The sequence below is a fragment of the Clostridium sartagoforme genome (assembly GCF_004794105.1).
GTDB lineage: Bacteria > Bacillota > Clostridia > Clostridiales > Clostridiaceae > Clostridium > Clostridium sartagoforme_B.
Genome location: NZ_SRYR01000001.1, coordinates 12879 through 37110 on the forward strand (window position 1 = coordinate 12879; position 24232 = coordinate 37110).

Genomic DNA, 24232 nt, shown 5'->3' on the forward strand with positions numbered 1-24232 from the left:
GAATAATAGTACCACCAAGTATTAAATAGCAAATGGATGATAAGATTTGCATTGTGGTGTTTAATGCTATATTTAAGGGGTGAATTTCTCAACTTCCTATACATTGTTATAAGAGAATAATGATGATATTATTTAAGTGTTAATTATTGGTATAAATAACAAGGGATAAAGGAAACTTATGCTCTTATAAGGGGGAGAATAATGAGAAGGATAAGAAAAATTTCACATCAGCTAGCTTTATCTTTCATATTAGTAATCTTATTTATTGTTACAATTTGGATGGTTGGAATAGTAAGTATTAAGATTGTTAATGAAGGTACAGAAGTATTATACTCTGATAACACTTTAGGGATATCAAACATTTCTAAATTAAGTAATACTCAGCTTGAAATGTATATAAAGATTGAAGATTTATTAAATGCCAAAAGTGAAGATGAGAAATCAGAAATATTAACTGAATTGGAAGCAATACAGAAAAGTAGTTCTGAAGCAGTTAAGTCTTACGAAGAAGGTATAACTAGGGAAGAAGATAGAAGGCTTTTCACTGAGTTAGAGAAAAATCTTGAGGAGTATGAGGCTAGAAGAGGTCAGATTATTAAGCTGATAAATGAAAATAAACATGTTGAAGCAACAGTAATAATGCCAACTTATTATGAACTTATTGATAAGTGTAAATGGAAGATAAATAATCTTATAGATCTTAATAATCAGTGGGCAGAAGAAGCCTTAAATAAAAATGAAGATACATATTCATATTCTATAAAATTAACAAGTGTAATATTAGCACTAGCATCATTAATTGCAATTCTAATTTCAGTTAGTATGACAAGGGGGATAACAGGATCTCTTAATAAGATTTTAGCTCTTGCAAAGAGATTATCAGAATATAATCTTTCTGAAAGAATCGATATTAAATCTAAAAATGAATTTAAAGATATTGGTGATGCATTGAATAATGCTCAGGATAATGTAAAGGAACTTATTAAAACTGTAATAAATGGAGCTGAGGATATAACTGCCTCAAGTGAAGAATTATCAGCCAATATAGAGGAAATGACTGCTCAGCTTGAGGAAATAAATAATTCTACTAATGAAATAACAGCTGTGATAAATGAGTCAAGCAACACTGCTGAAGAGTTATATTTATCTATATCTACAGTTAAGTCAAATGTAGTAGTTTTAGCAGAGAAAGCTGAAGAGGGAAATGAAAATTCTAAGGCAGTAAAAACTAGGGCTGGAGAGATAAAAGTCAATACTAAAGGAATTATAGATAGCACTGCCAACGTATATGAAAAGGTAGAGGGAGAAATTATTGCAGCTATTGAAAAGGCTAAGGTAATTAATGAAATAGCTACCATGGCAAATACAATTGAGGAAATATCAGAAGAAACTAATCTTTTAGCTCTTAATGCAGCTATAGAAGCAGCTAGAGCAGGGGAGCATGGCAGAGGATTTAGTGTTGTAGCAGAAGAAGTACGTAACTTGGCTGAAGAATCTAAGAATTCAGTTCACTCAGTAAAGGAAACTATAGGTGATATTCAAAAAGCATTTTCAAGTATTGATGAAACTAGTAGTAAACTACTAGAATTTATTAATGGGGAAATTATGAAGGAATTCAAGAATTTTGTGAATATAGGTACTCAGTATGAAAAAGATGGTGAATTTATTAATGAAATGAGTATTGAAATATCAAATATGAGTAATGAAATAGCTGAAATAGTAAAGAGTATTAATAATGCTATTAAGAACTTAGTAGAAGTTATGACAACTTCCACGACAAGTGTAGCCTTAGTTAAGGATAATATAAATGATGCTACACATGAAATAGATCAAATTGCAGTTACAGCTCAAAGTCAGGCTGAATTAGCACAACGATTAAGTGAAGTTGTAGAGAAGTTCCTGGTATAAGACTTAGGAAGATGATAATAAAAATGAAGGAATGAAAAAATGAAAAAATGAAGGAAGGAGGTTTTGCTAGCCAAAACCTCCTTTATTCTAAAGATGCCCTTAAATAAAAATCTGTAAAGATTTCTATTTAAGAGCTTTTCATTCTTTAATTTTTTAATTCTTTCATTAATAAAATGCTAGCATTTTATTACTTATTAATCTTGAATGAACTCTTTAGTGATACTATTCTATTAAATACTAACTTATCATCAGTAGTGTATTTAGGGTCAACATTGAAGAATCCGTTTCTAACTAATTGGAATTTATCTTGTGGTTTTGCTATCTTAGCAGTAGTTTCTTCTATAAATCCTTCTAAAACTTCTAATGAATTAGGATTTATTTGTTCTAAGAAATGCTTACCTTCATTTTCAGGAGCATCATCTAATATTAATGGCTCATATAGTCTAAATTCAGCTGGTTTTGCAGTTTTTGCATCTACCCAGTGAATAGTTCCTTTTACCTTTCTTCCAGTAAATCCAGAACCACTCTTAGTTTCAGGATCATAAGTACAATGTAATTCAACTACATTTCCATTTTCATCTTTTATTACTTCATTACACTTAATAAAGTAAGCTCCAATTAATCTTACTTCATTACCTGGGAATAATCTAAAGTACTTTTTAACTGGTACTTCCATAAAGTCTTCTTGCTCTACATATATTTCTCTTGAGAATGGAACTTCTCTAGTTCCTGCTTCTTCATTTTTAGCATTATTTGAAACAGTTAGTATTTCTGTTTGACCTTCTGGATAGTTAGTTATAACAACCTTTAAAGGTCTCATAATAGCCATAGCTGTATTTGCTTTAAGTTGTAAGTCTTCTCTTATAAAGTATTCAAGCATTTGAGAATCTACAAGAGAGTTAGCCTTTGATACTCCAATTGCGCTACAGAAGTTTCTAATAGCTTCAGGAGTGTATCCTCTTCTTCTTAATCCAGATACAGTAGGCATTCTTGGATCATCCCATCCATCAACTATCTTTTCATCAACTAATTGTTTAAGTTTTCTCTTACTCATAACAGTATTAGTGATATTAAGTCTTGCAAACTCTATTTGTCTTGGAGTGCTTTCCATTTCACATTCTTTTACAAACCAATCATAAAGAGGTCTATGATCTTCAAATTCTAAAGTACAGATTGAATGAGTTATTCCTTCAATTGCATCTTCAAGAGGATGTGCAAAATCATACATAGGATATATGCACCATTTATCTCCAGTATTGTGGTGAGTTGCATGAGCAATTCTATATATAATTGGATCTCTCATATTTATATTTGGAGAAGACATATCTATTTTTGCTCTTAGAACTTTTTCTCCATCTTTAAATTCACCATTTTTCATTCTTTCTAATAAATCAAGATTCTCTTCTACAGATCTATTTCTATAAGGACTTTCTTTTCCAGGTTCAGTTAAAGTTCCTCTATATTCTTTTATTTCATCAGCATTTAAATCACAAACATAAGCTAAGCCTTTTTTAATTAGTAACTTTGCTTTATCGTACATGATATCGAAGTAATTAGATGCAAAATAAAGATTATCCCAATTTCCACCAAGCCACTTAACATCTTCTTTTATTGATTCAACATACTCTGTATCTTCCTTAGTTGGGTTAGTATCATCGAATCTTAAATTAAATTTACCTTTAAATTCTTCTGCAAGTCCTGAGTTTAATACTATTGACTTAGCATGACCTATATGTAAATATCCATTTGGTTCAGGTGGGAAACGAGTTATTATTTCACTATGCTTTTTACTTTCTAAGTCTTCAATTACTATATTTCTTATAAAGTTAGATGATATGTTTTCATTTGACATATTAGTACCTCTCCTAAAAAACTTTTTATTCTTATATATAGTTATATACTATTTTTTACTTTTAAATCAATTATCAATAAAGTGTTTATTTAATTTTAAACTATGAGTAAGAAAAAATAAAGGTTTGAAGCTAAATTATTCTAATTTGTATAATATTATCTTTTGAATAAAATGTTATATTTGTAGTAATATGGGTATAATTAATATATAATTAAATTACTAATAATATTTTTGTAAAGGATGGTATTTTATGGGTAGCAAAGTAAAAAGTTTTTTTGCATCTTTGGGGTATTTAGTATTAAGCTTTGGAATCCAACTTGCAGTTTCATTTGTTGCATCAATAGGTTTAATAATATATCACTTAGTAACTAATGTTAGCAGCACTGGAGAAAGTTTAGAGGCAGTAGTGGCTGATGTGGATTCAATGGTGAATTTTGTAGTAGGGGCAACTAGTTGGATATTATTATTTTCTTCTATAATAACTATACTAGCTTTAATCCTAATTTATAAAATAAAGAAAAGAAAAGTTAAAGAGGAATTATTAATTAATGGTACTAAGCCAATTAATTATTTATCTGCATTTTTATTAGGAGCACTTTGTTGGTTCTTTAATTCAGCAGTTTTAACTTTAGTTAGTAGTGCAGGAGTATTAGAAAATCAATTTAATAAGACTGATAATATACTTGCACCATTATTGGAGGGATCGCTTATTATAACATTTATTACTGTTGGAATAGTTGCGCCAATTGCTGAAGAATTCCTATTTAGGGGAGTAGTATTTAATACATTACAGAAGAGATTTTCATCAGCGTGGACTATTGTAATACAAGGGGTCCTCTTTGGAGTATTTCATTTGAATTTAGTACAAGGATCCTATGCAACAATTCTAGGAATAGTCTATGGATATGTAACTTATAAAACTAAATCTTTATGGCCAGCTATTATAATGCATATAGTTAATAATTCTATGCCTTTCATTATGACCATAATTTTTGGGGATTATAATTTTAGTACAACAGCGTCTCTAATACAAGCTATAGTAGCAGTTATAGGTATGGCAGTTATATTATTCTTAGTATCTAGAACAAATCCTAAAGTAAGTGAAGAAACTCCACTTGATGTTCAATATTGAATAAAAAAATAGAATAGGATAAAATTACAATTAATAATGAATAATGAATAATTAATAATGTATAATGAAGGAGAGTACTGTCGCGCAATTAACAATTAAAAATTAATAAAAAACTCCTAAAGGAGTTTTAATTCTTAATTTGAGCTGATAATATGACAGCACTATGGTTTGGAAGTTAACATTAGAAATTAATTTTAATACGAAAGAAATAAGTTAAGAGGTGACTGCTAATGATAAAATTAATTGCAACAGATATGGATGGAACTTTATTAAATTCTAAAGGTGAAATAAGTGAAGAGTTTTTTGAAATTTTCCCTAAGATTATAGAAAAAGATATAATTTTTGCAGCTGCTAGTGGAAGACAATATTATAATTTATTAAAGAAATTTGATAAGGTAAAAGATAAAATGATGTTTATAGCAGAAAATGGAACTTATGTATTATATAAGGGGAAAGAACTGCTTGTAAATTCTTTAGATAGAAACATAGCTATGGAGCTTATAGAAATAGGCAGAAAGATAGACAATGCTTATGTAGTTTATTGTGGGAAAAATTCAGCTTATATAGAAAGTGATGATGAAAGAATAGTTAGAGAAACTAAGAAGTATTATGAAAGATATGAAATAGTTGAAGATTTAACTAAGGTAGAGGATGAGGTATTAAAGATTACTATTTGTGATTTTTCAGGATCTGAGTTTAATAGCAACAATTATTACAATGACTATAAGGATAAGCTTCAAGTTACAGTTTCAGGAGAAATATGGTTAGATATAACTAAAAAAGGTGCTAATAAGGGAATAGCCTTAGATAAGATAAAGAAGGACCTTGGAATTTCTTATGAAGAAACTATGGTATTTGGAGACTATCTTAATGATTCAGAGATGATGGAAGAAGGATATTATAGTTATGCTATGGAGAATGGACATGATGATTTAAAGAAAGCATCTAGATTTATAGCAAAAACAAATGATGAAAATGGTGTTGTAGAAGCAATAAAAGATATATTAAAGATTTAAGTTACTAACTTATAATGAAAAATTAAGAATGAATAATGAAGAATTAATGAAAAAACTACTAATGGAGTTTCGAAAAATAATTATTTTCAATTATTAACTATTAATTCTTATTGTGGCTGTTTTTGTACAGCCACTTTTTAATTTTAAAGGGATTGTTTGTGAAACAGTCCTTATTTTTTTATAGATAATCAAATAGTCTACAAAATTTTTTTCTGAACTAAAAAAGAATTTCGCAATATAGTGATATTTTACAAAAAAGTACAGAAATATGGAGAATAGGACTAAGGTCCTGTTATTTTATGACTATTTTTAAGGAAAATAGGACTTTCAAATTACAGTAATTAGGATAAGAATATAATTAGAGAATAATTTTACATAATATTAGGTATAAAAGCTAAGTTGTTAGTTTAAAGGAGGCTTAATATGAGTTTTATTGAATTAGATGATATTCTATCAACTTCTGTATTATATGATGGCTATTGCAATTATAGTGAAATCTTTAAAATTCACAAACCAAGTATTAATAGTCTATTAAATAAATCTAACGACTATAATAATAAACTTTATACAAGAGAGTTTTTATATAAATTTAGGAATACATTTACAATAAATAAAGTAACATTTCCAATAACAAAGGGTGACATAATAAGTTATGAGATTTATAATGTTATTGATTTATTTAATAATGAAAATATAATAACTAAAGCACAAAATATATCTATGGAAGAAGATGAATTAGAAATTAATTTAAATAATATAGAATTGGACAATATAAAAATAAGAATTATCAGTAGAAGAAATATATATCCAAGAGCAGATGAAATATTAATAATAAAATCAAATAGCTAATAAAATTCACGGTTTTAAATAGATAACTGTGAATTTTTTGTTTTTTAGGAAATTATAAAAGTGATACTTTTTATTGTTGTCATTTGGTTATTTTTATTCTAAAGTTAATATATCATGACAAAAAGGAATAATAAAAGAGGGATATAATGAATTATAAAGATGAAGTTTTAAAAATTATTAATAATATAGAAGGCAGAAATGATAAAGCTATTGAAGCTGCTAAAGAAAGAGTTGATTCTTTGGCTAAACCCCTTGGAAGTTTAGGTAAACTTGAAGAAATAGCAATAAAGTTAGCTGGAATAACTGGAGAGATTAATAATGAAATTAATAAGAGATGTGTGATTATACTTTCCTCTGATAATGGAGTTGTAGAAGAAGGTGTGGCTTCAGCTCCTCAATATGTAACTTTAGCTCAAAGTATTAATTTCTCTAGAGGAAAGACAGGGGTAGCAGCTTTAGCTAAAGCTAATAACACTGATTTAATAGTAGTTGATATAGGAATTAACTCTGATATAGAAGTTCCAGGGGCTATAAATAGAAAAATAAGAAAAGGTACAAGCAACATAGCTAAGGGGCCTGCTATGTCTATAGAGGAGTGTCTAAAAGCTATTTATATAGGTATAGATACAGTTAAAATAGCTAGCAGGAAGGGCTATGAAATTATAGGGGTAGGAGAAATGGGAATAGGTAATACTACTACAAGCAGTACAGTTTTAAAAGCCTTAATTGGCTGTAGTGTTGATGAAGTAGTAGGAAAGGGAGCAGGTCTAACCGAAGAGGCTTTTAATAAAAAGAAGGAAGTAGTTAGAAAAGCATTAGAAATAAATAACCCAAGTTTAAAAGATCCTATTGATATTGTAGCTAAAGTTGGAGGGTTTGATATAGCTGGAATGATTGGAGTATTTTTAGGAGCTTCATATTATAAAATTCCAGTAGTAATTGATGGATTTATTTCTGCTGTAGCAGCTCTATGTGCTACTAGATTATCACCTTTTGTAATTGATTATCTAATACCTTCTCATCTATCTAAGGAAATAGGATATAATTTAGCAATTAAAGAAATGAATCTTGAACCAATGCTTAATTTAGATATGAGGTTAGGTGAAGGAAGTGGATGTCCTATAGCTTTTTCAATAGTAAGTTCTGCTTGTGCAATGATGAATAATATGGCAACATTTGCTGAGGCTGAAATTGATCCTAGTTATTTAGAAGAGATTAGAGATGAAAGTAGCTATAAAGTTGATACTTTAACTAAGTAGGTGAGGTTATATGATAATATTAGTAGTAGGTGGCTCTAAAAGTGGAAAGTCCATGCTATCTCAAAGAATAGCTAAGTATTTAGAAGATGCTAATGGAAATTTATTTTATATAGCAACAATGAAACCTAATGACAATGAGGATATGAGTAGAATAGATAATCATATTAAAGAAAGGGAAGGCTTTAACTTTATTACAATAGAGAAAAATGCAAATATTGAAGAAGTAGGAATGAACTTTAAAAGCATAGATACAGTTATGCTAGATAGCATTACAGCTTTAGTTACTAATGAAATGTTTAAAGATGGAGATTTTATAAATGAAGTTCATGATAAAATACTAGATGGATTAATGAAAATTAAGGATATTCCTAAGAATATGGTGATTGTTTCAGATTACTTATTTAGTGATTCAATTAAGTATGATGATTATACTGATAATTTTAGAAAAGAGCTTGGAAATTTAAATATATCTATAGCTAAATTTTCTGATGTAGTTATTGAATCATCTTTTAGCAATATTATTATTCACAAAGGTAAAGAAAAGGTAGGTTTTTTAAATGAAAAATTTATTTAAGGGTTTTATAATGGACATTACAATGTTTACTATTATACCTATACCTTATAAGGTTTGGGAGGATAGAGCTGTATGTCATATGATGAAATTATACCCACTTATAGGACTTATAGTTGGATTAATTAATTATCTAGTTTATTTAATAGCAAATTATTTTAACCTTCCATTAATTATAATTACTGCATTAACTATGATATCTCCTTTTATTATAACGGGAATGCTACATTTAGATGGTTTTATGGATGTTAGCGATGCTCTATTATCAAGAAGAGATAGAAAAGAAAAAATAAGGATTTTAAAGGATCCAAATACAGGAGCCTTTTCAGTTATATCTTTAGGAATATTATTTATATTAAATTTTTCTTCAGTATATGCAATAATCGAAGGAAATAAGAATATTATGGGGATAATTATTATACCTATTATATCTAGAGCTTTAATGGGATATATGCTTTTAAAAAAGGATACTATGAAGGAAAGTTCACTGGGAAGTTACTTTAAAACTGGTACTGGTAAAGTAGATATTGTAGTAATTCTATCTTTCTTAATACTTGCGTTAATTGGACTAGTATATTTATTAGGAATTAAAGGACTTATTTTAGGGGGATTTATAATTTTATCAGCGATAATATCAGTAAAGAAAAGTATTAAGGAGATTGGTGGAATGTCAGGAGATATTGCAGGATATGGATTAGTAATAGCAGAGGCTGTAGGATTATTTATTTTATCCATTAGTTAAAGAGAGGTGAGACTTTTGATTTTAGTTTTTGGCGGAGCTTATAGTGGCAAATTAAGTTTTGTAACAGAAAGATATAACCTTAAGGAAGAAGATGTATTTACTATTAATAATGAAGGAATAAAAGAAATAGATTTTTCTAATAAGGTAATATATAAGCTACATAATTTAACTTATAAATATGCTTTAGAAAATAAAGATATAGTTAAATATTTTAAAGATAATATTAACCTGTTTAAAGATAAAATAATCATTTGTGATGATATTTCTGAAGGAATAGTGCCTTTAAAAAAAGAAGATAGGCTTTGGAGAGAAACTACAGGAAAGCTTTTACAGGAAATAAGCAAGGAAGCTAATGAAGTGTATAGAGTTTTTTGTGGAATTCCTATGGAGATTAAAAAATGAAGAAACTAAATTTATATTTATTAAGGCATGGAAAAACATTAGCAAATGAAAATAAGCTATATTGTGGGTTTACAGATCTACCTTTAAGTGAAAAAGGAAGAGAAGAATTAGCTTTATTGAAAGAAAAGATAAGTTATCAAGAAGCTGAAAAGTACTATACTAGTGGAGCATTAAGAGCAAATGAAACAATTGGAATTATTTATGAAAATAATGAGTTTGAAGAAGTAAAAGGTTTCTTTGAATATAATTTTGGCGATTTTGAGATGAAATCTTATGAAGAGCTAAAAGACAATAAAGATTATATTAATTGGATAACTGATGAGTCTTTAAATTTTAAGTGTCCAGGGGGAGAAAGTAAGTCAGAGTATAGAAAAAGAATAAAAGAAGAATTTATTAGTTTTATTAAAAAAATAAAAGATAATAATTCAGTTCTTTTAATATCTCATGGAGGGACTATAGGAACTATTTTAGAAGAGTTTTATGATAGTAGTAAGAGTTTTTATGAGTGGCAGCCAAGCTATGGTAGAGGATATAAGCTTGAATTAGAAATATTAAAGTCAGAATTTAAAATATTGAAGATTATAGAGATATAAATATGTACATAAATCATTAAAGAAATCGGGAGAGATAAACTATGAAGGAATTAACTATAGGATATTTATTAGACTTAATAATAGGTGATCCCCAAAATCCTATTCATCCTATAAGATTAATAGGGGACTTATGCAAAAGAATAGAAAATTATTTTAGAAAAGAACTAAGCAATTCTCTTAAGATGGCAGGATTATCAACTTGGATATCCGTTGTTTTAATTGTTTTTATATTTACTAATCTAATTTTAAAACTTAGTTATAGTTTAAATTATATATTTGGAATAATAGTAAGTGGAATTATTATATATTTTTGTATAGCAACAAAGTCATTAAAAGTAGAAGCTTTAAAGGTTATTAAGGCATTGAAGGATAATGATATTGAAGAGGCGAGGCATAGATTATCTTATATTGTAGGAAGAGATACTAAAAGTTTAGATGAAGAAGGGATTCTAAGAGCTGTAGTTGAGACTATAGCTGAAAATATTTCAGATGGAGTTGTAGCACCAATTTTATATGCAGGATTATTTGGAGCACCATTTGCATTAGTATATAAGGCAGTAAATACTATGGATTCTATGTTTGGATATAAAAATGATAAGTATTATGACTTTGGATATTTTCCTGCTAAATTAGATGATATCTTTAATTATATACCAGCAAGAATTACTGGATATTTAATTATGATTTCAGCTTATTTTTTAAATCTAGATTACAAGAACTCATATAAGATATATATAAGAGATAGATATAATCATAGTAGTCCAAACAGTGCTCATCCAGAAGCAGCAGTTGCAGGAGCATTAGGACTTAAACTTGGTGGATCAAATTATTATTTTGGTAAGTTAGTAGAAAAGCCTACTATAGGTGATGAAGTTAAGAAAATAGAAATCAATGATGTTTACATAACAAATAAAGTATTGTACTTAGTATCATTTTTAAGTTTTAGTTTATCTATATTATTAAATTATTTAGGGAGTTTATTTTAATGAGTAAGGCTATTCATGGTGGAAATATAGAGGAATTATCAAGGATATATAATATTGATAAGTCTAAGCTTTTAGATTTTTCAGCTAATATTAATCCATTAGGTATTAGTAGTAAAGTTAAAGAGTCGTTAATAGAAGCTATAAAGGAAGCTAAAGTATATCCAGATATAAAGTATCATAACTTAAAAAGTGTAATTAGTGAGTTTGAAGATGTTAGTTTAGAAAATATAGCTTTAGGCAATGGTGCTGCTGAATCTATTTTTAATTTAGTTAGAGCAGTTAAACCAAGAAAAGTATTAATTCCTGCTCCAACCTTTAGTGAGTATGAGGAAGCTGTTTTAAGTATCGGTGGAGAAGTAAAATATTATTTTCTTAAAGAAGATAATGATTTTAACATAAAAGAGGATATATTAGATTATATTAATAAAGATATTGATATTGTTTTTATTTGCAATCCTAATAATCCTACTGGTAAGCTAACAGGGAAAGATATAATAGTTAGGATTTTAGAAAAAGCTAAGATAAATAATGCTTTTGTAGTAATAGATGAATCATTTTTAGATTTTATAAAAGACTACAATGAATATTCAGTAAAAGAATTTCTTTCTAAGTATAATAATTTAGTTATAATAAAATCTTTAACTAAGATATTTGCAATACCTGGAATAAGAATAGGATATACTCTTACTAAGAATAAAGATTTACTAGAAGAAATTAATAAGGTAACATCTCCTTGGAATATTAATATATTTGCAGAAAAAGCAACTATTGCTGCATTAAATGAAAAAGAGTATATTTCAAAAACAGTTGAATATATAGAAGAGGAAAAAGATTATCTTTATAGTAAGCTAAAATCTTTTGAGGGTCTAAAGGTATTTAAGCCTTCTGTAAACTATATTATGTTTAAGGCTTTAGTAGATATAGATTTAAAAGGGGAATTGCTAAAGAAAAATATAGTTGTAAGAAGCTGTAGCAGTTATATTGGATTAGATAAAAGTTATTATAGAATTGCAGTTAGAACTAGAGAAGAAAATGAAAGAATTATTAATGGATTAAATTGCATATTATCTATACATTAGTAATTGACAAAATATCTCATTAATAATATAATTCAAGTTGATATTTTAACTATATAACTATTAAAGGTGCTTTATAAGCTTAATAGGGAATTAGGTAAAAGCCTAAGCTACCCCAGTAACCGTAATATGGACGAAATCTATAACATACCACTGCAAAGTAGCGGGAAGGTTAGAAAGTAGGATGAAATAGAGCCGGGAGACCTACCTTTTTTGGGAATACTGTTATCCTCTGAGGGTAGGATAATGGGGATACTGTTATAGTTTTGAGTTATAGTTATAATGTTTTATTTATAAGTTATAATTTGAAATTATTTGATAAGTATTTTGGGCATACTCTTAGTATGCTTTTTTTATTTTGCAATACTTTGCAAAATTACCCTAATAAAATAATTAGGAGGACTTATTCATGAAAAAGAGAAGTAAAATTCTTGCTGTAGTATTATCCATGGTATTTGCAATTGCATTATTTGTTGGATGCACAGAAACTACAAAAACTATGACAGACAGGGAAGGTAATGAATTTACTTTACCTAATAAAATCGAAAAAATTATATCAACTGCACCATCTAATACTGAGGTATTAGTAGCTCTTGGGCTTTCAGATAAGCTAGTGGCTATAGACAAGTATTCTTCAGATGTTGAAGGAATTAATACTGAAATACCACAAATAGACTTTAGAAATCCTGATGCAGAAACAATAATTGGTCTTGAACCAGATATTATAATAGCTTCAGGTCATAATAAGGTTGGAGATAATGATCCATTCCAATTAGTAAAAGAAGCAGGTATTCCAGTAGTATATATTCCAAGTAGTGATAGCATAGATGGAATATATGGCGATATTGAATTTATGGCTGAGATAACAAAGACTGAGAAAAAAGGCAAAGAAATTGTAGATAATATGAAAAAAGATATTGAGGATATTAGAGCTATTGGTGAAAAAATAACTGATAAGAAAAAGGTTTATTTTGAAATAGGATCTGGTCCAACATTATTTAGTTTTGGTAATGGAACATTCTTAAATGAAATGATTCAAATAATTGGAGCAGAAAACATATTTGCTAATGAAGATGCATGGATTTCACCTACTCCTGAATCAGTAATAGATGCAAATCCAGATGTAATATTAACTAATGTTCCAGATATAAATGGAGTAACAGCTGTAGATGATATTAAGAGCCGTGATGGATGGGATAGCGTTACTGCTATAAAAGAAGGAAATGTTTATGGAGTAGATAAAAATGCTTCTGCAAGACCTTCTCAATATGTAGTAAAAGCTTTAAAGGAAATGGCTAAGGCTGTTTATCCAAATGAGTATAAATAAAGATAAGAAAAATAAAACAATGATGATACTATCATTCGTTGTGGTATTTTTAGTAATATGTATTGGAACTTCCATAGGGAGTTCCAATATTAGCATTATAGATATTATTTCAATAATATCTCATAAGATATTTAATACTAATTTACTACAAGGAATTGAGGCGAAGGATGTTTCAATTATATGGAGTATAAGATTACCTAGAGTATTATTAGCATTTACTGTAGGCGGAGCACTTGCTGCAAGTGGTGCAGTAGTTCAATCTATATTAAAAAATCCATTAGCTTCACCCTATACACTAGGAGTGTCATCAGGAGCATCACTAGGGGTTGGTTTATTAATAGTATCAGGAATATCTATCCCGTTCCTTGGTAATTTTTCACTACCTTTAGTTGGATTTATATGTAGTTTATTAACTATGGTAATTGTAATAGCATTTTCAAGTAAGGTTGATAAAGAACTTTCAAATACAACTATTATATTAACTGGTATGGTATTTTCACTATTCTTTAATGCAGCATTAACTACAATAACCGCACTATTTACTAAGAATATTGAAGCTATAACTATGTGGCAAATGGGTTCATTTTCTATGAAAGGTTGGAGTTATTTAAAAGCTGGAGTTCCATTTTTCTTAGTTGGAATAATTGGAGTTATGGCTTTTGTACGTGAAATGGATGTTTTAACCTTTGGTGAGGAACAAGCAAAATCTATAGGAGTTGATGCCGAAAAAGTGAAGAAGTCTTTATTTCTTTTTGTAGCAGTGTTAACTGGAGCAGCGGTAGCGATAAGTGGAACTATAGGATTTGTTGATTTAATTGCACCTCATGTGGTAAGAAAGATTTTTGGTTCTAAACATAGTTATGTTATACCTATGTCTGTTGTTTTTGGTGGATGCTTAATGGTTATAACTGATTTAATATCTAGGACTATTATAGTTCCTTCAGAGTTACCAGTTGGAGCAGTTACAGCTATGATAGGTGCACCATTTTTTGCATATCTATACTTTAAAAGATCAAAGTAGGTGATTAAATGTTAGAACTTAAAAATATTTTTTGTGGATACAATAATGTAGATGTAGTTAAAGATATAAGCTTTGATGTAAAAAGAGGAGAAAATATCTGTATAGTAGGACCTAATGGATGTGGTAAAAGTACATTATTAAAGGCTATATCTAATTTAATTTCTTATAAGGGAGATATTATTTTAGATGGGAAAAATATAAAGGACTTAAAAAGAAGAGATCTTGCAACTAAGGTTGCATTAATGACGCAAAGTACAAATATATTATTTCCATATAGCATCTATGATACTGTAGCTTTAGGAAGATATGCACATTTAAAAGGAGTTTTTTCAAAGTTAAGTAAAGAGGACAAAGAAATAATACATAATAGTTTGGAAATGGTAGGGCTTTATGATATTAAAGATAAGCTTATAAGTGAGCTTTCAGGGGGACAACTACAAAGGGTTTTTCTAGCAAGAGCCTTTGCGCAATCGCCTGAAGTAATACTTCTAGATGAACCGACTAATCATTTAGACTTAAGATATCAAATAGAAATACTACATTACTTAAAAAAATGGGCAAAAGATAATAATAAAATAGTAGTTGCAGTTCTTCATGACTTAAACTTAGTTCAAAGTTTTGGAGAAAGAGCTTTAATGCTTAAAGAAGGTAAGGTAGTTAATGTTGGAGTTACAAGAGAGGTTTTAAATAGCAAAGATTTAGAAGAAGTATATGGTATAGATATTAAAGAATTTATGGTTACTACTTTAGAAAAGTGGAAGTAAAAAGGAGGAATGAAGATGAGTAAAAAATTTGTAATGTCATATAGCTGTGGAAAAGATAGTACATTAGCATTATATAGAATGATAAAAGAAGGTCATAAACCTGTAGCATTACTTATTACTGTTGATAAGAAAGTCCTTAGATCATGGTTTCATGGAGTGCCTGAAGAATTATTAAATATGGTTTCAAAATCATTAGATATTCCTTTATTATTAGTAAAATGTGAAGGAGAAGAATATAAAGATGCCTTTCATAAAGCATTATTAAAAGCTCGTGATGAACTTGGAGCTGAAGCTTGTGTTTTTGGAGATATAGACTTAGAAGCACATAGAGTTTGGTGTACTGACAGATGTGATTATGCAGGAATTGAAGCTATATTCCCACTATGGCAGGAATCAAGAGAAGGTTTAACTTATGAATTTATTGATACTGGATTTAAAACAGTAATAAAAAATGTAAGATTAGATGTTTTATCAACTGATTTTCTAGGAAAGCAATTAACTAGGGAAGTAGTAAAGGATATAGTTAAAGCAGGTTCAGATCCGTGTGGAGAAAATGGTGAATACCATACCTTTGCTTTTGATGGTCCACTTTTTACTTTTCCAATTAATTTCAAGGAAAATGGAATAATAACAAATGAAAAATATGGATTTTTAGATATTGTAGGTGTAGTTAATGAGTAAGAGTATTATGCTGCTTGGAACTGCTTCATCTGTTGGTAAAAGTACAATAGCTGCAGCTTTTTGTAGATATTTTAAAAATAAGGGATTAAAAGTTGCACCCTTTAAGGCTTTAAATATTTCTTTAAATTCCTATGTAACTAAAGATGGGCTTGAAATGGGAAGAGCTCAAGTAGTTCAAGCAGAAGCATGTGAAATAGATCCAGAAGCTTGGATGAACCCTGTATTACTTAAACCAAGTGGTAACAATAAGACTCAAGTTATAGTTAATGGAAGAGTTAAATGTAATATGGATGCTTACAAGTATAAGGATTTAAATAGGGAGTTAAAAGAAGTAGTTAAGGATATATATTATAAGGAAGGAAAGAACTTTGATTTAATTGTTTTAGAAGGTTCTGGCAGCTGTGCTGAGATTAATTTAAGAGACAATGATATTGCTAATATGTCTATGGCTGAAGCAAGTAATTCTCCTGTTATCTTAGTAGCAGATATAGATAGGGGAGGAGTCTTTGCTTCTATAGTAGGAACTATAATGCTACTTGAAGAAAAAGAAAGAAGTAGAGTAAAAGGCGTAATAATAAATAAGTTTAGAGGAAATATTGAAAGCTTTAAGCCAGCTATGAAGCAGCTAGAAGATATAATCAATATACCTGTTTTAGGGGTTATGCCCTACTTTGATATCCATATAGAAGATGAAGATAGTGTTACAGAAAGATTTAATGGAAGTAAGAATAAAGAAGCCATAATAGATATAGCTGTTATTAAGCTTGCATCCATGTCCAACTTTACAGATTTTAATGCTTTAAGTAGATTAAAGACTATAAATTTAAGGTATGTAGAAGAAGTAACTGAGATAGGTTCGCCAGATTTAATTATATTACCTGGAAGTAAGAATACTATTCATGATTTAAAGATAATTAAGGAAAAAGGAATATTTAATAAAATTATAGAATTAGAGCAAAAGGGAACTCTAGTATTTGGTATCTGTGGTGGATATCAAATGCTTGGTAAATTTATAGAAGATCCTTTATTTATTGAAGGAGAGAATAAAAGTGAAGAAGGATTTAAGTTTTTAAATACTAAAACATCTTTTATTAAAGAAAAAAGAACAAAGCAGGTTAAAGGAATAGCCTCCTGCAATAATATAATTAATTACAATGATATAGAGGTTCAAGGATATGAAATTCACAATGGTGTAACGTCTATTGAGGGTAATGAGATACCTTTTATTATCCTAGATACCGGAGAAGTTGCAGGTTTAGTAAATGATAAAGGAACTGTATTAGGAACATATCTCCATGGAATATTTGATAATGAAGAGTTTTTAAGAGAAATTTTAAAATACTTATTATCTAAAAAGAATATTAATAATATAGAAGAGGAGATAATTTCCTATAAAGAGTATAAATTAAGAGAGTTAGATAAGTTATCTAATCTACTTAAAGAAAACATTGATATGGAAAAAGTAGAGGAAATAATAAAGTAAGCTTAGAAGAACTAATCCAGTCCTGCAGCAGTGCTTAACTCCCACTTTGAGAAGATAGGAGTATTATTTATGGTGACTATTGGATAAATATCTAAAGATTCTCTTATAAATATCTTAATAATAACATAATGGTATAGCAATTTATTTCCTATTAAGTAAAATATAAATATACAGATTATATTTACCAGATTGGCTGGAGGGATTTATATTGAGTAATATTGTTAAGAACTTTATTTTTAAATATAACTTACAAGATGTAAAATGGATGGACTTAACTTGGTTATTAGTCATGCCAATAATTAATATAAACTATTTATTGGCTGGATATTTAGCCGAAAGTGGGACTAGCCTTGCTTTAGAATTAGATAAAGAAATACCTTTCATATCAGTATTTGTTTTCCCTTATGTTTATTGGTATATTTTTATTTTATTAGGTCTAGTTTTTATTTTATCTAAAGATAGAGAGAGGTATGGAAGAACTTTATTAGCAATATATGTTGCTATGTGTATTTGTTATTTATTTTATTACTTTTACCCAGTAGAGATATCAAGACCAGTAATTGCAAATACTACTATTCCAAATAGGTTAGTTAATATAATTTATGAAAATGATAGGCCTCTTAACTGTTTCCCATCAATTCATGTTTTAAACACTTATATAATTATGCGTTTTACTAAATTAAAAGATAATAAATCATGGTTTTGGTATACAAATATTAGTGGAATATTGATAATGCTATCTACTTTATTTATTAAACAACACTTTATTTTAGATGGGGTTATGGCTATAGCCTTAGGGGAAGTAGTAGTACTAATAATAAATAAAATAGAGGGTAAGTATATTAAGCAGATATTAGAGTTACCATATAAAGCTATTGATAAGATAAAAAAAGGACGAGATATTACTATTAGTTAAAGAAATATACTGGAGTTTTTCTATTTATTATTGTGATATACCAGAATCTTTACTATTTGTTCACAAAAAAGAAATAAATTTTTCTTGAAAACTATTTACAACTAATAATAATTATTATATAATAAAAACATCGAAAAAATAAATTATATAATAAATGTGGAAATTAGGAGGAGTTTAAAATGAAGAAATTTGTTTGTACAGTATGTGGATACGTTCATGAAGGGGATATGCCACCAGCACAATGTCCAGTATGTAAAGTAGGAGCTGATAAGTTTGTTGAGCAATCAGCAGATTTAGCATGGGCTGATGAACATAGAGTAGGAGTTGCTAAGGATGTAGATCCAAGAATTATGGAAGGATTACAAGCTAACTTTATTGGAGAATGTACAGAAGTTGGAATGTACTTAGCAATGTCAAGACAAGCTGATAGAGAAGGATTCCCAGAAGTTGCAGAAGCTTATAAGAGAATAGCATTTGAAGAAGCAGAACATGCTGCTAAGTTTGCTGAACTTATAGGAGAAGTTGTTGTTGCTGATACAAAAGCTAACTTACAAGCTAGAGTTGATGCAGAGCACGGAGCTTGCCAAGGTAAAAAAGATTTAGCTACATTAGCTAAGGAATTAAACTTAGATGCAGTACATGATACAGTTCATGAAATGTGTAAAGATGAAGCTAGACATGGACAAGCATTCAAGGGATTATTAGATAGATATTTCGGACAAAACTAGAATTTATATAATAAAAAAGACTTAGCACAATTGTGCTAAGTCTTTTTTATTTAAAAGTATAATTTTAAAGTGTTTCATCTATTAACTTATTTTTTGAATCAATACTTTTATCTATTAAAATATTATAAGACAATCCTAATAAAATTAATAATCCACCAATTAATTTCCCCATAGAAACTGTGTTATAAGAGTAATAATCTATTAAAATACCAATAGAGAGTTGTCCCAAGAAAACTATCAATGATAAATAAAATGATGATACCTTTGGAGTTGTATAATTTGATAGCATAACAACTAAAATTCCTATTCCTCCTCCTAAATATGCATAAAATGGTATATTTGAATAGGATTCAGGGTTAATATTTATATAGTCTTTAGTTATTATAAAGAGTAAGAAGGCTGATATTAATCCAGTTACATAATTTATAAATGTTCCTTGGAAGGTGCCTATTTCTTCTGCTATTCTTGAGTTGTAAATTCTTGATATCACAACTGATACACCAGCCATTATTGCTAATAAAACGTAAAAATAAAACATAAATCCTCCTTTTAATAAATAGCCATGACAACTATTCCTAAGATTATTAAAGATAATCCAAATATTTTTTTCTTCTGGAAGGGAACCTTTTTCATTTTCATTAGTCCAAAGCTATCTATAAGAAGTGATGAGAGAGTTTGCCCAAGAAGACCAAGGGATATTGTTAAAGATGCGCCTATTGCACTAAAACTTAAATTATTGAACAAAACTGTAAAAACTCCTATTATTCCTGCACTATACAAAAATATTGGAATATTTTTAGAAAAGCTAAGTTTATATTTTTTTATAATAAGTACTAAAAGTAAGATACTTAACCCAACAATATGAATTAGAAGTGTAGATGAGTAGTTGCCAATATAACTAGATAAAAGGCTATTAAAACTGATCATCATTGTTATTAAAAACCCAGTAAATAAAGATAAAATATTGTACATATAATTCCTCCATAATCTTTTAAAAACAATTTATCATAAATAAATGAAATTCTATTAGGACATATGTCATAATAGGAAGAGGTAATAAAACTATCAAGAGATTTTTAGGAGTAGATATGTATAAAGTTAAGGATTTAGATTTATTAAATAAATATATTAATACTCATAATATAGATAATTTGTTTAGTAGCAATATTAAAGAAAATATAGAGTTATTATTTTTTGATAAAAGAGAACTTATAATTCAAGAGGGGGAGGAAATAACCCATCTAATGTTCTTTGTTGAAGGTAAAGCTAAGGTTTATATGACACTTAAAAATGGTAGGTTGTTATTGTTAGATTTCTATAAGGAGTTAGATACCCTTGGAGATATGGAGTTAATTACTAATGATATAGCTGCTTGCAATGTAGAATCAATTGAATCATGTGTTTGCTTAGGAATACCAGTGAAATTTTTAAAAAATAATTATGATAAAGATATAAAGTTATTAAATTTCTTATGTAATTCCTTAGGGGAAAAGCTTAAGAGATCTTCTAAAAATTCAACTATTAATTTACTGTATCCTTTGGAAAATAGATTGGCAAGTTATATTATTTCTATTGGTGTCAATAAATATGATAAAGAGTTTAGATTTGATGAAACTCTTACTATTATTTCAGAACTTTTAGGTGCAAGCTATAGACACTTACATAGAACATTAAATAAGTTATGTGAAAAGGGGATTCTTTTTAGAAAGGAAGATTCATACTTAATAGTAGATTATAATAAGTTAGAAGAGTTAGCAGCAGATATATATAGGTAAATTAATTAACATAGAATTCATAGAATTTATATATTTAAAATTTTTACATATGATATAATTATAAAGGATAAGTTGTAAAAAAATTCTATAGAATGTATTGAAAAGTGAGGTATACATATGAAAAAGAAGAGAATTATAACTATGGTAGCAGCTATGGCTTTAACAGTAGGTTTAGTTGGATGTACTAGTGGAGGCATGAAACTACCAGAGGGAGACGTTAAAATAGTAAATCAAGCAACACAAGGTGTAGTGGAACTTTTATTAGAAGCATCTAATTATGGTGGAGATAAGAGCTCAGTAACTTCAGTAGTTTTACCAGTTGACTCGGAGTATGAAGTAACTTTATATAAAGAAAAGTATTCAATGGGTGAATTAGTGGAAGAGAAAGAAATAAGTAAATACACTACAGAAACTATTGCTAAGGACTCAATAATGCATATTATATTTAATGTTGCAAAACTGAATGATGGAGAAGCTGATAAGTCTATAATATCTATTGCTGAAATAGATAGAGAAAATAGTGAGGATAGCAAAAATCCATCTTATAAGGTAAGTAAATTTAATGATGAAGCTATAGATTTTGATTCAAGGACTTTAGTAGATCAATCTGGAAAAGATTTAGATGAAGAGCAAGCCTTAGCAGCATTCGTTAAATTTAATGAAGATGATAATGAAAAGGCAGCTATTAATTTAGATACTTATAAAGATGAAGTTTCTAAATACAAGGAAGCTACAATCTTCAAAATTAAAGTAACTAAAAAATAGTAAGCTATAGAAGCATTAGCTATCGTAAGATAGTCTAATTAAAAATTGATAAATAAAAATGTAGAATTGCTGATGTAATTTATTGAAGCTTACTAAAAATAAGTTAATTTCAAAACTCCTTAGGGAGTTTTTTTCTTTAATTCTTAATTGTCAATTGTGCATCATCACATTCTTGTTTTTAATTTTATATTTGATATATTTAATATTAATTTGTATAATTGTTATGAATTAAAATAAATGGAGTGAAGAATATGAGACTAAGAAAAAAGCCATGGGCTAGACCAGAACTAGAAGCCTGTAATTTCTTTATTATAAATCCAAGTGAAAATAAAGGTAAATGGAGAGAATCTTTTAATAATGATAATCCAATATATCTAGAGTTAGGCTGTGGAAAGGGTACATTTATAGCTGTTCATGGTTCTGAAAATAAAGATATCAATTATATAGCTATAGATATAAAAGATGAGGTTTTAGTATTAGCTAAAAGAAATATAGAAAAAGCTTATAAAGAAAAAGATCAAGAAGTCAACAATTTAAAACTTATGGCTCAAGAAATAGGATTAATAGAAGATGTATTTAGCAAAGATGATATTGTTAGCAGAATATATATAAATTTCTGTAATCCTTGGCCAAAGGAAAGACATAAAAAGAGAAGATTAACTTTTACTAAACAATTAGAAAAGTATAAGACTTTCTTAACTGAAAATGGAGAAATTTATTTTAAGACTGATGATGATAATTTATTTGAAGAATCTTTAGAATATTTTAAAGAGGCAGGTCTTAACATAGAATATATTACTTATGATTTACATAATAGTGATGTTAAAGGAAATGTAAGAACTGAACATGAAAATATGTTTAGTGAGCAAGGGATAAAAATTAAATTTTTAATTGCAAGAAAATAGAAATGAAGATTGATGATGTGATTTACTACTTTAGTATATTCATCATCAATTTTCATTATATTAAACTTTAATATCTTAATTTACAAATTAATTCTAGGGTGTTTAAGAAAACATCTATTTCATCAATAGAGTTATATAGACCAAAGCTAACCCTAACCATTCCAGGCATAGTACAAGTAGAATCTACTAAATATCTACTTGATTCATCTTCAGATAAACCTAAAAGTCTTTTTACATATGGATGTGCACAAAAGGCACCTTGCCTTACAGCAATTGCCCTAAGGCTTGCTAGAAGTCTTGCAACTTCCGCATGATATATATCTTTTATATTAAAAACAGCTATTCCAAGCCTATCTGAAATATTATCATTATCACCATAGGATATAATATTATTAATAGATTTTAATCCACATATGGCATGATTTAATAGAATTTGTTCATTTTTCTCTATAGTATCAAATCCTATTTTTTCTAGTTCTTTAAGGGATTGAACTAATGCAATAGCTCCAAAGAAGTTCGGACTACCAGCTTCATCTTTTTCAGGAGGTAATAAATATATTTGTGAACTATCTAATACTGCTTCTACAGTACCTCCTCCCTTAAAATCAGAATTTAATCTTTGAAATTCATCTTTTAAACCTATTATTGCTCCACTCCCAAAAGGAGCATATATTTTATGAGCAGAAAAAACTAGATAATCTATAGGGGTTACAGTTAAATCTATCTTCTTATGAGCTACTATTTGAGCTCCATCGACTATTAATTTAGCATTATATTTATGAACAAGATTGCATATATAATTTATATCATTTATATATCCTGTTACATTTGATGCCGCTGTAAGAGAGACATATTTAACTAAGCCATTATATCTTTCTAGCAAATCTTCTAATTCATCTAATTTCAATCTACCAAGACTATCTACTTCTATATATTTTAAGTTGCATTTTTCTCTCCAGGGCAAATCATTAGAATGATGTTCCATTCGAGTAGTTATTATTATATCTTCAGCCCTCTCAATTAATATATTAGATAATCTATTTATTCCTTCAGTTGTATTACTGACAAAAATAACAGTATATTTATCATGAGATCCATTAAAAAATTTTAAAATATAGTTTCTTGAGTCAAGAAATAATTTAGTAGAATACTCAGATTTCTGTCCAAGTCCTCGTCCAATAGCTCCATATAACTCGCAGGCTTTTGTTATTTCTTTTAGAACGCTTTTAAATACCGGAGTAGTAGCAGCATTGTCAAAGTTAATTGGAACAATTTCTTTATCACTAAGAATAGGAACCTTTTTATCAAGGCCTATAAATAAATTTCTATAATCTATAATCTTTAAATCCTCCATTAAAAAACCTCCCTAGATATATTATTCAAGGGTTATTAATATGGTGATTCAACAAAGCTATAGTTATATTAAGATTTAAGAGAACATATATAAATATATAACATATACTTATAGTGAAATATTTTTG

At 28.2% G+C, this 24232-nt stretch carries 25 protein-coding genes and 1 riboswitch; of the genes, 21 read left to right on the plus strand and 4 right to left on the minus strand.

Going from position 1 to position 24232, the window contains the following annotated elements; genetic code table 11:
* The first annotated feature begins 201 nt into the window (after positions 1 to 201).
* Positions 202 to 1908 carry a methyl-accepting chemotaxis protein gene (locus tag E5347_RS00060; RefSeq protein WP_136003307.1) on the plus strand — a complete coding sequence of 569 codons (1707 nt, stop codon included), beginning with the start codon at positions 202 to 204 and terminating at the stop codon, positions 1906 to 1908.
* A 187-nt stretch (positions 1909 to 2095) separates the two neighbouring features.
* Here the strand turns inward: E5347_RS00060 and E5347_RS00065 are convergent, their stop codons facing one another.
* A complete protein-coding gene (locus tag E5347_RS00065) occupies positions 2096 to 3760 on the minus strand; it encodes a glutamine--tRNA ligase/YqeY domain fusion protein (RefSeq protein WP_136003309.1) in 1665 nt (554 codons plus the stop codon).
* A 250-nt stretch (positions 3761 to 4010) separates the two neighbouring features.
* On the opposite strand from E5347_RS00065, the gene E5347_RS00070 reads away from it, so the two are divergent.
* The 17 genes from E5347_RS00070 to E5347_RS00150 all read left to right on the plus strand — a co-directional run bounded on the left by E5347_RS00070 (position 4011) and on the right by E5347_RS00150 (position 19306).
* The gene (locus tag E5347_RS00070) at positions 4011 to 4892 is read left to right on the plus strand and encodes a CPBP family intramembrane glutamic endopeptidase (protein WP_136003312.1); all 882 of its coding nucleotides are present in this window, start codon (positions 4011 to 4013) and stop codon (positions 4890 to 4892) included.
* Between the two features lie 230 nt (positions 4893 to 5122).
* On the plus strand, positions 5123 to 5908 hold the full coding sequence (locus E5347_RS00075) for an HAD family hydrolase (protein WP_136003314.1): 786 nt from the start codon (positions 5123 to 5125) through the stop codon (positions 5906 to 5908).
* 423 nt (positions 5909 to 6331) lie between these two features.
* Positions 6332 to 6757 carry a hypothetical protein gene (locus tag E5347_RS00080; protein WP_136003315.1) on the plus strand — a complete coding sequence of 142 codons (426 nt, stop codon included), beginning with the start codon at positions 6332 to 6334 and terminating at the stop codon, positions 6755 to 6757.
* Positions 6758 to 6903: 146 nt separating this feature from the next.
* Positions 6904 to 8016, plus strand: a complete 1113-nt coding sequence (gene cobT, locus E5347_RS00085; protein WP_136003317.1) for a nicotinate-nucleotide--dimethylbenzimidazole phosphoribosyltransferase — start codon at positions 6904 to 6906, stop codon at positions 8014 to 8016.
* A 10-nt stretch (positions 8017 to 8026) separates the two neighbouring features.
* Positions 8027 to 8590, plus strand: a complete 564-nt coding sequence (locus E5347_RS00090) for a bifunctional adenosylcobinamide kinase/adenosylcobinamide-phosphate guanylyltransferase (protein WP_136003319.1) — start codon at positions 8027 to 8029, stop codon at positions 8588 to 8590.
* A complete protein-coding gene (locus tag E5347_RS00095; protein WP_136003321.1) occupies positions 8574 to 9329 on the plus strand; it encodes an adenosylcobinamide-GDP ribazoletransferase in 756 nt (251 codons plus the stop codon). The genes E5347_RS00090 and E5347_RS00095 overlap by 17 nt, the downstream gene beginning before the upstream one ends.
* A gap of 15 nt (positions 9330 to 9344) precedes the next feature.
* Entirely contained in the window at positions 9345 to 9731 is a 387-nt protein-coding gene (locus E5347_RS00100) for a bifunctional adenosylcobinamide kinase/adenosylcobinamide-phosphate guanylyltransferase (protein WP_136003322.1), read from the plus strand.
* Positions 9728 to 10324 carry a histidine phosphatase family protein gene (locus E5347_RS00105; protein WP_136003324.1) on the plus strand — a complete coding sequence of 199 codons (597 nt, stop codon included), beginning with the start codon at positions 9728 to 9730 and terminating at the stop codon, positions 10322 to 10324. The genes E5347_RS00100 and E5347_RS00105 overlap by 4 nt, the downstream gene beginning before the upstream one ends.
* Before the next feature lie 41 nt (positions 10325 to 10365).
* Positions 10366 to 11310 (plus strand): cobalamin biosynthesis protein, encoded by a 945-nt coding sequence (locus E5347_RS00110; protein WP_136003327.1) that lies wholly within the window; start codon positions 10366 to 10368, stop codon positions 11308 to 11310.
* On the plus strand, positions 11310 to 12389 hold the full coding sequence (gene cobD / locus E5347_RS00115; protein WP_136003329.1) for a threonine-phosphate decarboxylase CobD: 1080 nt from the start codon (positions 11310 to 11312) through the stop codon (positions 12387 to 12389). Before E5347_RS00110 ends, cobD begins: the two co-directional genes overlap by 1 nt.
* A 47-nt stretch (positions 12390 to 12436) precedes the next feature.
* Positions 12437 to 12612, plus strand: a riboswitch (cobalamin riboswitch).
* Between the two features lie 183 nt (positions 12613 to 12795).
* Positions 12796 to 13713, plus strand: coding sequence for an ABC transporter substrate-binding protein (locus E5347_RS00120; RefSeq protein ID WP_136003331.1), 918 nt, complete (start codon positions 12796 to 12798; stop codon positions 13711 to 13713).
* Positions 13700 to 14734: a FecCD family ABC transporter permease gene (locus E5347_RS00125; protein WP_136003333.1), complete on the plus strand. Its 1035-nt coding sequence runs from the start codon at positions 13700 to 13702 to the stop codon at positions 14732 to 14734. Before E5347_RS00120 ends, E5347_RS00125 begins: the two co-directional genes overlap by 14 nt.
* 8 nt (positions 14735 to 14742) lie before the next feature.
* Positions 14743 to 15498 (plus strand): ABC transporter ATP-binding protein, encoded by a 756-nt coding sequence (locus tag E5347_RS00130; RefSeq protein WP_136003336.1) that lies wholly within the window; start codon positions 14743 to 14745, stop codon positions 15496 to 15498.
* Between the two features lie 15 nt (positions 15499 to 15513).
* Positions 15514 to 16179: a diphthine--ammonia ligase gene (locus E5347_RS00135; RefSeq protein ID WP_136003338.1), complete on the plus strand. Its 666-nt coding sequence runs from the start codon at positions 15514 to 15516 to the stop codon at positions 16177 to 16179.
* Positions 16172 to 17662: a cobyric acid synthase gene (locus E5347_RS00140; protein WP_136003341.1), complete on the plus strand. Its 1491-nt coding sequence runs from the start codon at positions 16172 to 16174 to the stop codon at positions 17660 to 17662. Before E5347_RS00135 ends, E5347_RS00140 begins: the two co-directional genes overlap by 8 nt.
* Positions 17663 to 17870: 208 nt before the next feature.
* Positions 17871 to 18578, plus strand: a complete 708-nt coding sequence (locus E5347_RS00145) for a phosphatase PAP2 family protein (RefSeq protein ID WP_136003343.1) — start codon at positions 17871 to 17873, stop codon at positions 18576 to 18578.
* 179 nt (positions 18579 to 18757) lie between these two features.
* Positions 18758 to 19306: an NADH peroxidase gene (locus E5347_RS00150; RefSeq protein ID WP_136003345.1), complete on the plus strand. Its 549-nt coding sequence runs from the start codon at positions 18758 to 18760 to the stop codon at positions 19304 to 19306.
* A gap of 64 nt (positions 19307 to 19370) precedes the next feature.
* On the opposite strand, the gene E5347_RS00155 is transcribed toward E5347_RS00150, so the two are convergent.
* The gene (locus E5347_RS00155; RefSeq protein ID WP_136003347.1) at positions 19371 to 19844 is read right to left on the minus strand and encodes a DMT family transporter; all 474 of its coding nucleotides are present in this window, start codon (positions 19842 to 19844) and stop codon (positions 19371 to 19373) included.
* Positions 19845 to 19855: 11 nt separating this feature from the next.
* Positions 19856 to 20278 (minus strand): DMT family transporter, encoded by a 423-nt coding sequence (locus E5347_RS00160; RefSeq protein ID WP_136003350.1) that lies wholly within the window; start codon positions 20276 to 20278, stop codon positions 19856 to 19858.
* A gap of 116 nt (positions 20279 to 20394) precedes the next feature.
* On the opposite strand from E5347_RS00160, the gene yeiL reads away from it, so the two are divergent.
* The 3 genes from yeiL to trmB all read left to right on the plus strand — a co-directional run bounded on the left by yeiL (position 20395) and on the right by trmB (position 22751).
* Positions 20395 to 21081: a transcriptional regulator YeiL gene (gene yeiL / locus E5347_RS00165; RefSeq protein ID WP_136003355.1), complete on the plus strand. Its 687-nt coding sequence runs from the start codon at positions 20395 to 20397 to the stop codon at positions 21079 to 21081.
* 117 nt (positions 21082 to 21198) lie between these two features.
* Positions 21199 to 21846: a hypothetical protein gene (locus E5347_RS00170; protein ID WP_136003357.1), complete on the plus strand. Its 648-nt coding sequence runs from the start codon at positions 21199 to 21201 to the stop codon at positions 21844 to 21846.
* Positions 21847 to 22097: 251 nt separating this feature from the next.
* Positions 22098 to 22751 carry a tRNA (guanosine(46)-N7)-methyltransferase TrmB gene (gene trmB, locus E5347_RS00175; protein ID WP_136003359.1) on the plus strand — a complete coding sequence of 218 codons (654 nt, stop codon included), beginning with the start codon at positions 22098 to 22100 and terminating at the stop codon, positions 22749 to 22751.
* A gap of 67 nt (positions 22752 to 22818) precedes the next feature.
* On the opposite strand, the gene E5347_RS00180 is transcribed toward trmB, so the two are convergent.
* Complete coding sequence (locus E5347_RS00180) at positions 22819 to 24105, minus strand: aminotransferase class V-fold PLP-dependent enzyme (RefSeq protein ID WP_136003361.1); 1287 nt, start codon at positions 24103 to 24105, stop codon at positions 22819 to 22821.
* Positions 24106 to 24232 lie beyond the last annotated feature (127 nt).

Bases quoted from the DNA above. Each gene is read 5' to 3' on its own strand.
- E5347_RS00180 (WP_136003361.1), bottom strand. From the start codon at position 24,105: ATGGAGGATTTAAAGATTATAGATTATAGAAATTTATTTATAGGCCTT.
- trmB (WP_136003359.1), top strand. From the start codon at position 22,098: ATGAGACTAAGAAAAAAGCCATGGGCTAGACCAGAACTAGAAGCCTGT.
- E5347_RS00120 (WP_136003331.1), top strand. From the start codon at position 12,796: ATGAAAAAGAGAAGTAAAATTCTTGCTGTAGTATTATCCATGGTATTT.
- E5347_RS00140 (WP_136003341.1), top strand. From the start codon at position 16,172: ATGAGTAAGAGTATTATGCTGCTTGGAACTGCTTCATCTGTTGGTAAA.
- E5347_RS00090 (WP_136003319.1), top strand. From the start codon at position 8,027: ATGATAATATTAGTAGTAGGTGGCTCTAAAAGTGGAAAGTCCATGCTA.
- E5347_RS00070 (WP_136003312.1), top strand. From the start codon at position 4,011: ATGGGTAGCAAAGTAAAAAGTTTTTTTGCATCTTTGGGGTATTTAGTA.
- cobT (WP_136003317.1), top strand. From the start codon at position 6,904: ATGAATTATAAAGATGAAGTTTTAAAAATTATTAATAATATAGAAGGC.
- E5347_RS00150 (WP_136003345.1), top strand. From the start codon at position 18,758: ATGAAGAAATTTGTTTGTACAGTATGTGGATACGTTCATGAAGGGGAT.
- E5347_RS00135 (WP_136003338.1), top strand. From the start codon at position 15,514: ATGAGTAAAAAATTTGTAATGTCATATAGCTGTGGAAAAGATAGTACA.
- E5347_RS00105 (WP_136003324.1), top strand. From the start codon at position 9,728: ATGAAGAAACTAAATTTATATTTATTAAGGCATGGAAAAACATTAGCA.
- E5347_RS00170 (WP_136003357.1), top strand. From the start codon at position 21,199: ATGAAAAAGAAGAGAATTATAACTATGGTAGCAGCTATGGCTTTAACA.
- E5347_RS00095 (WP_136003321.1), top strand. From the start codon at position 8,574: ATGAAAAATTTATTTAAGGGTTTTATAATGGACATTACAATGTTTACT.
- E5347_RS00155 (WP_136003347.1), bottom strand. From the start codon at position 19,844: ATGTTTTATTTTTACGTTTTATTAGCAATAATGGCTGGTGTATCAGTT.
- cobD (WP_136003329.1), top strand. From the start codon at position 11,310: ATGAGTAAGGCTATTCATGGTGGAAATATAGAGGAATTATCAAGGATA.
- E5347_RS00080 (WP_136003315.1), top strand. From the start codon at position 6,332: ATGAGTTTTATTGAATTAGATGATATTCTATCAACTTCTGTATTATAT.
- E5347_RS00060 (WP_136003307.1), top strand. From the start codon at position 202: ATGAGAAGGATAAGAAAAATTTCACATCAGCTAGCTTTATCTTTCATA.
- E5347_RS00110 (WP_136003327.1), top strand. From the start codon at position 10,366: ATGAAGGAATTAACTATAGGATATTTATTAGACTTAATAATAGGTGAT.
- E5347_RS00065 (WP_136003309.1), bottom strand. From the start codon at position 3,760: ATGTCAAATGAAAACATATCATCTAACTTTATAAGAAATATAGTAATT.
- E5347_RS00160 (WP_136003350.1), bottom strand. From the start codon at position 20,278: ATGTACAATATTTTATCTTTATTTACTGGGTTTTTAATAACAATGATG.
- E5347_RS00130 (WP_136003336.1), top strand. From the start codon at position 14,743: ATGTTAGAACTTAAAAATATTTTTTGTGGATACAATAATGTAGATGTA.
- E5347_RS00125 (WP_136003333.1), top strand. From the start codon at position 13,700: ATGAGTATAAATAAAGATAAGAAAAATAAAACAATGATGATACTATCA.
- yeiL (WP_136003355.1), top strand. From the start codon at position 20,395: ATGTATAAAGTTAAGGATTTAGATTTATTAAATAAATATATTAATACT.
- E5347_RS00075 (WP_136003314.1), top strand. From the start codon at position 5,123: ATGATAAAATTAATTGCAACAGATATGGATGGAACTTTATTAAATTCT.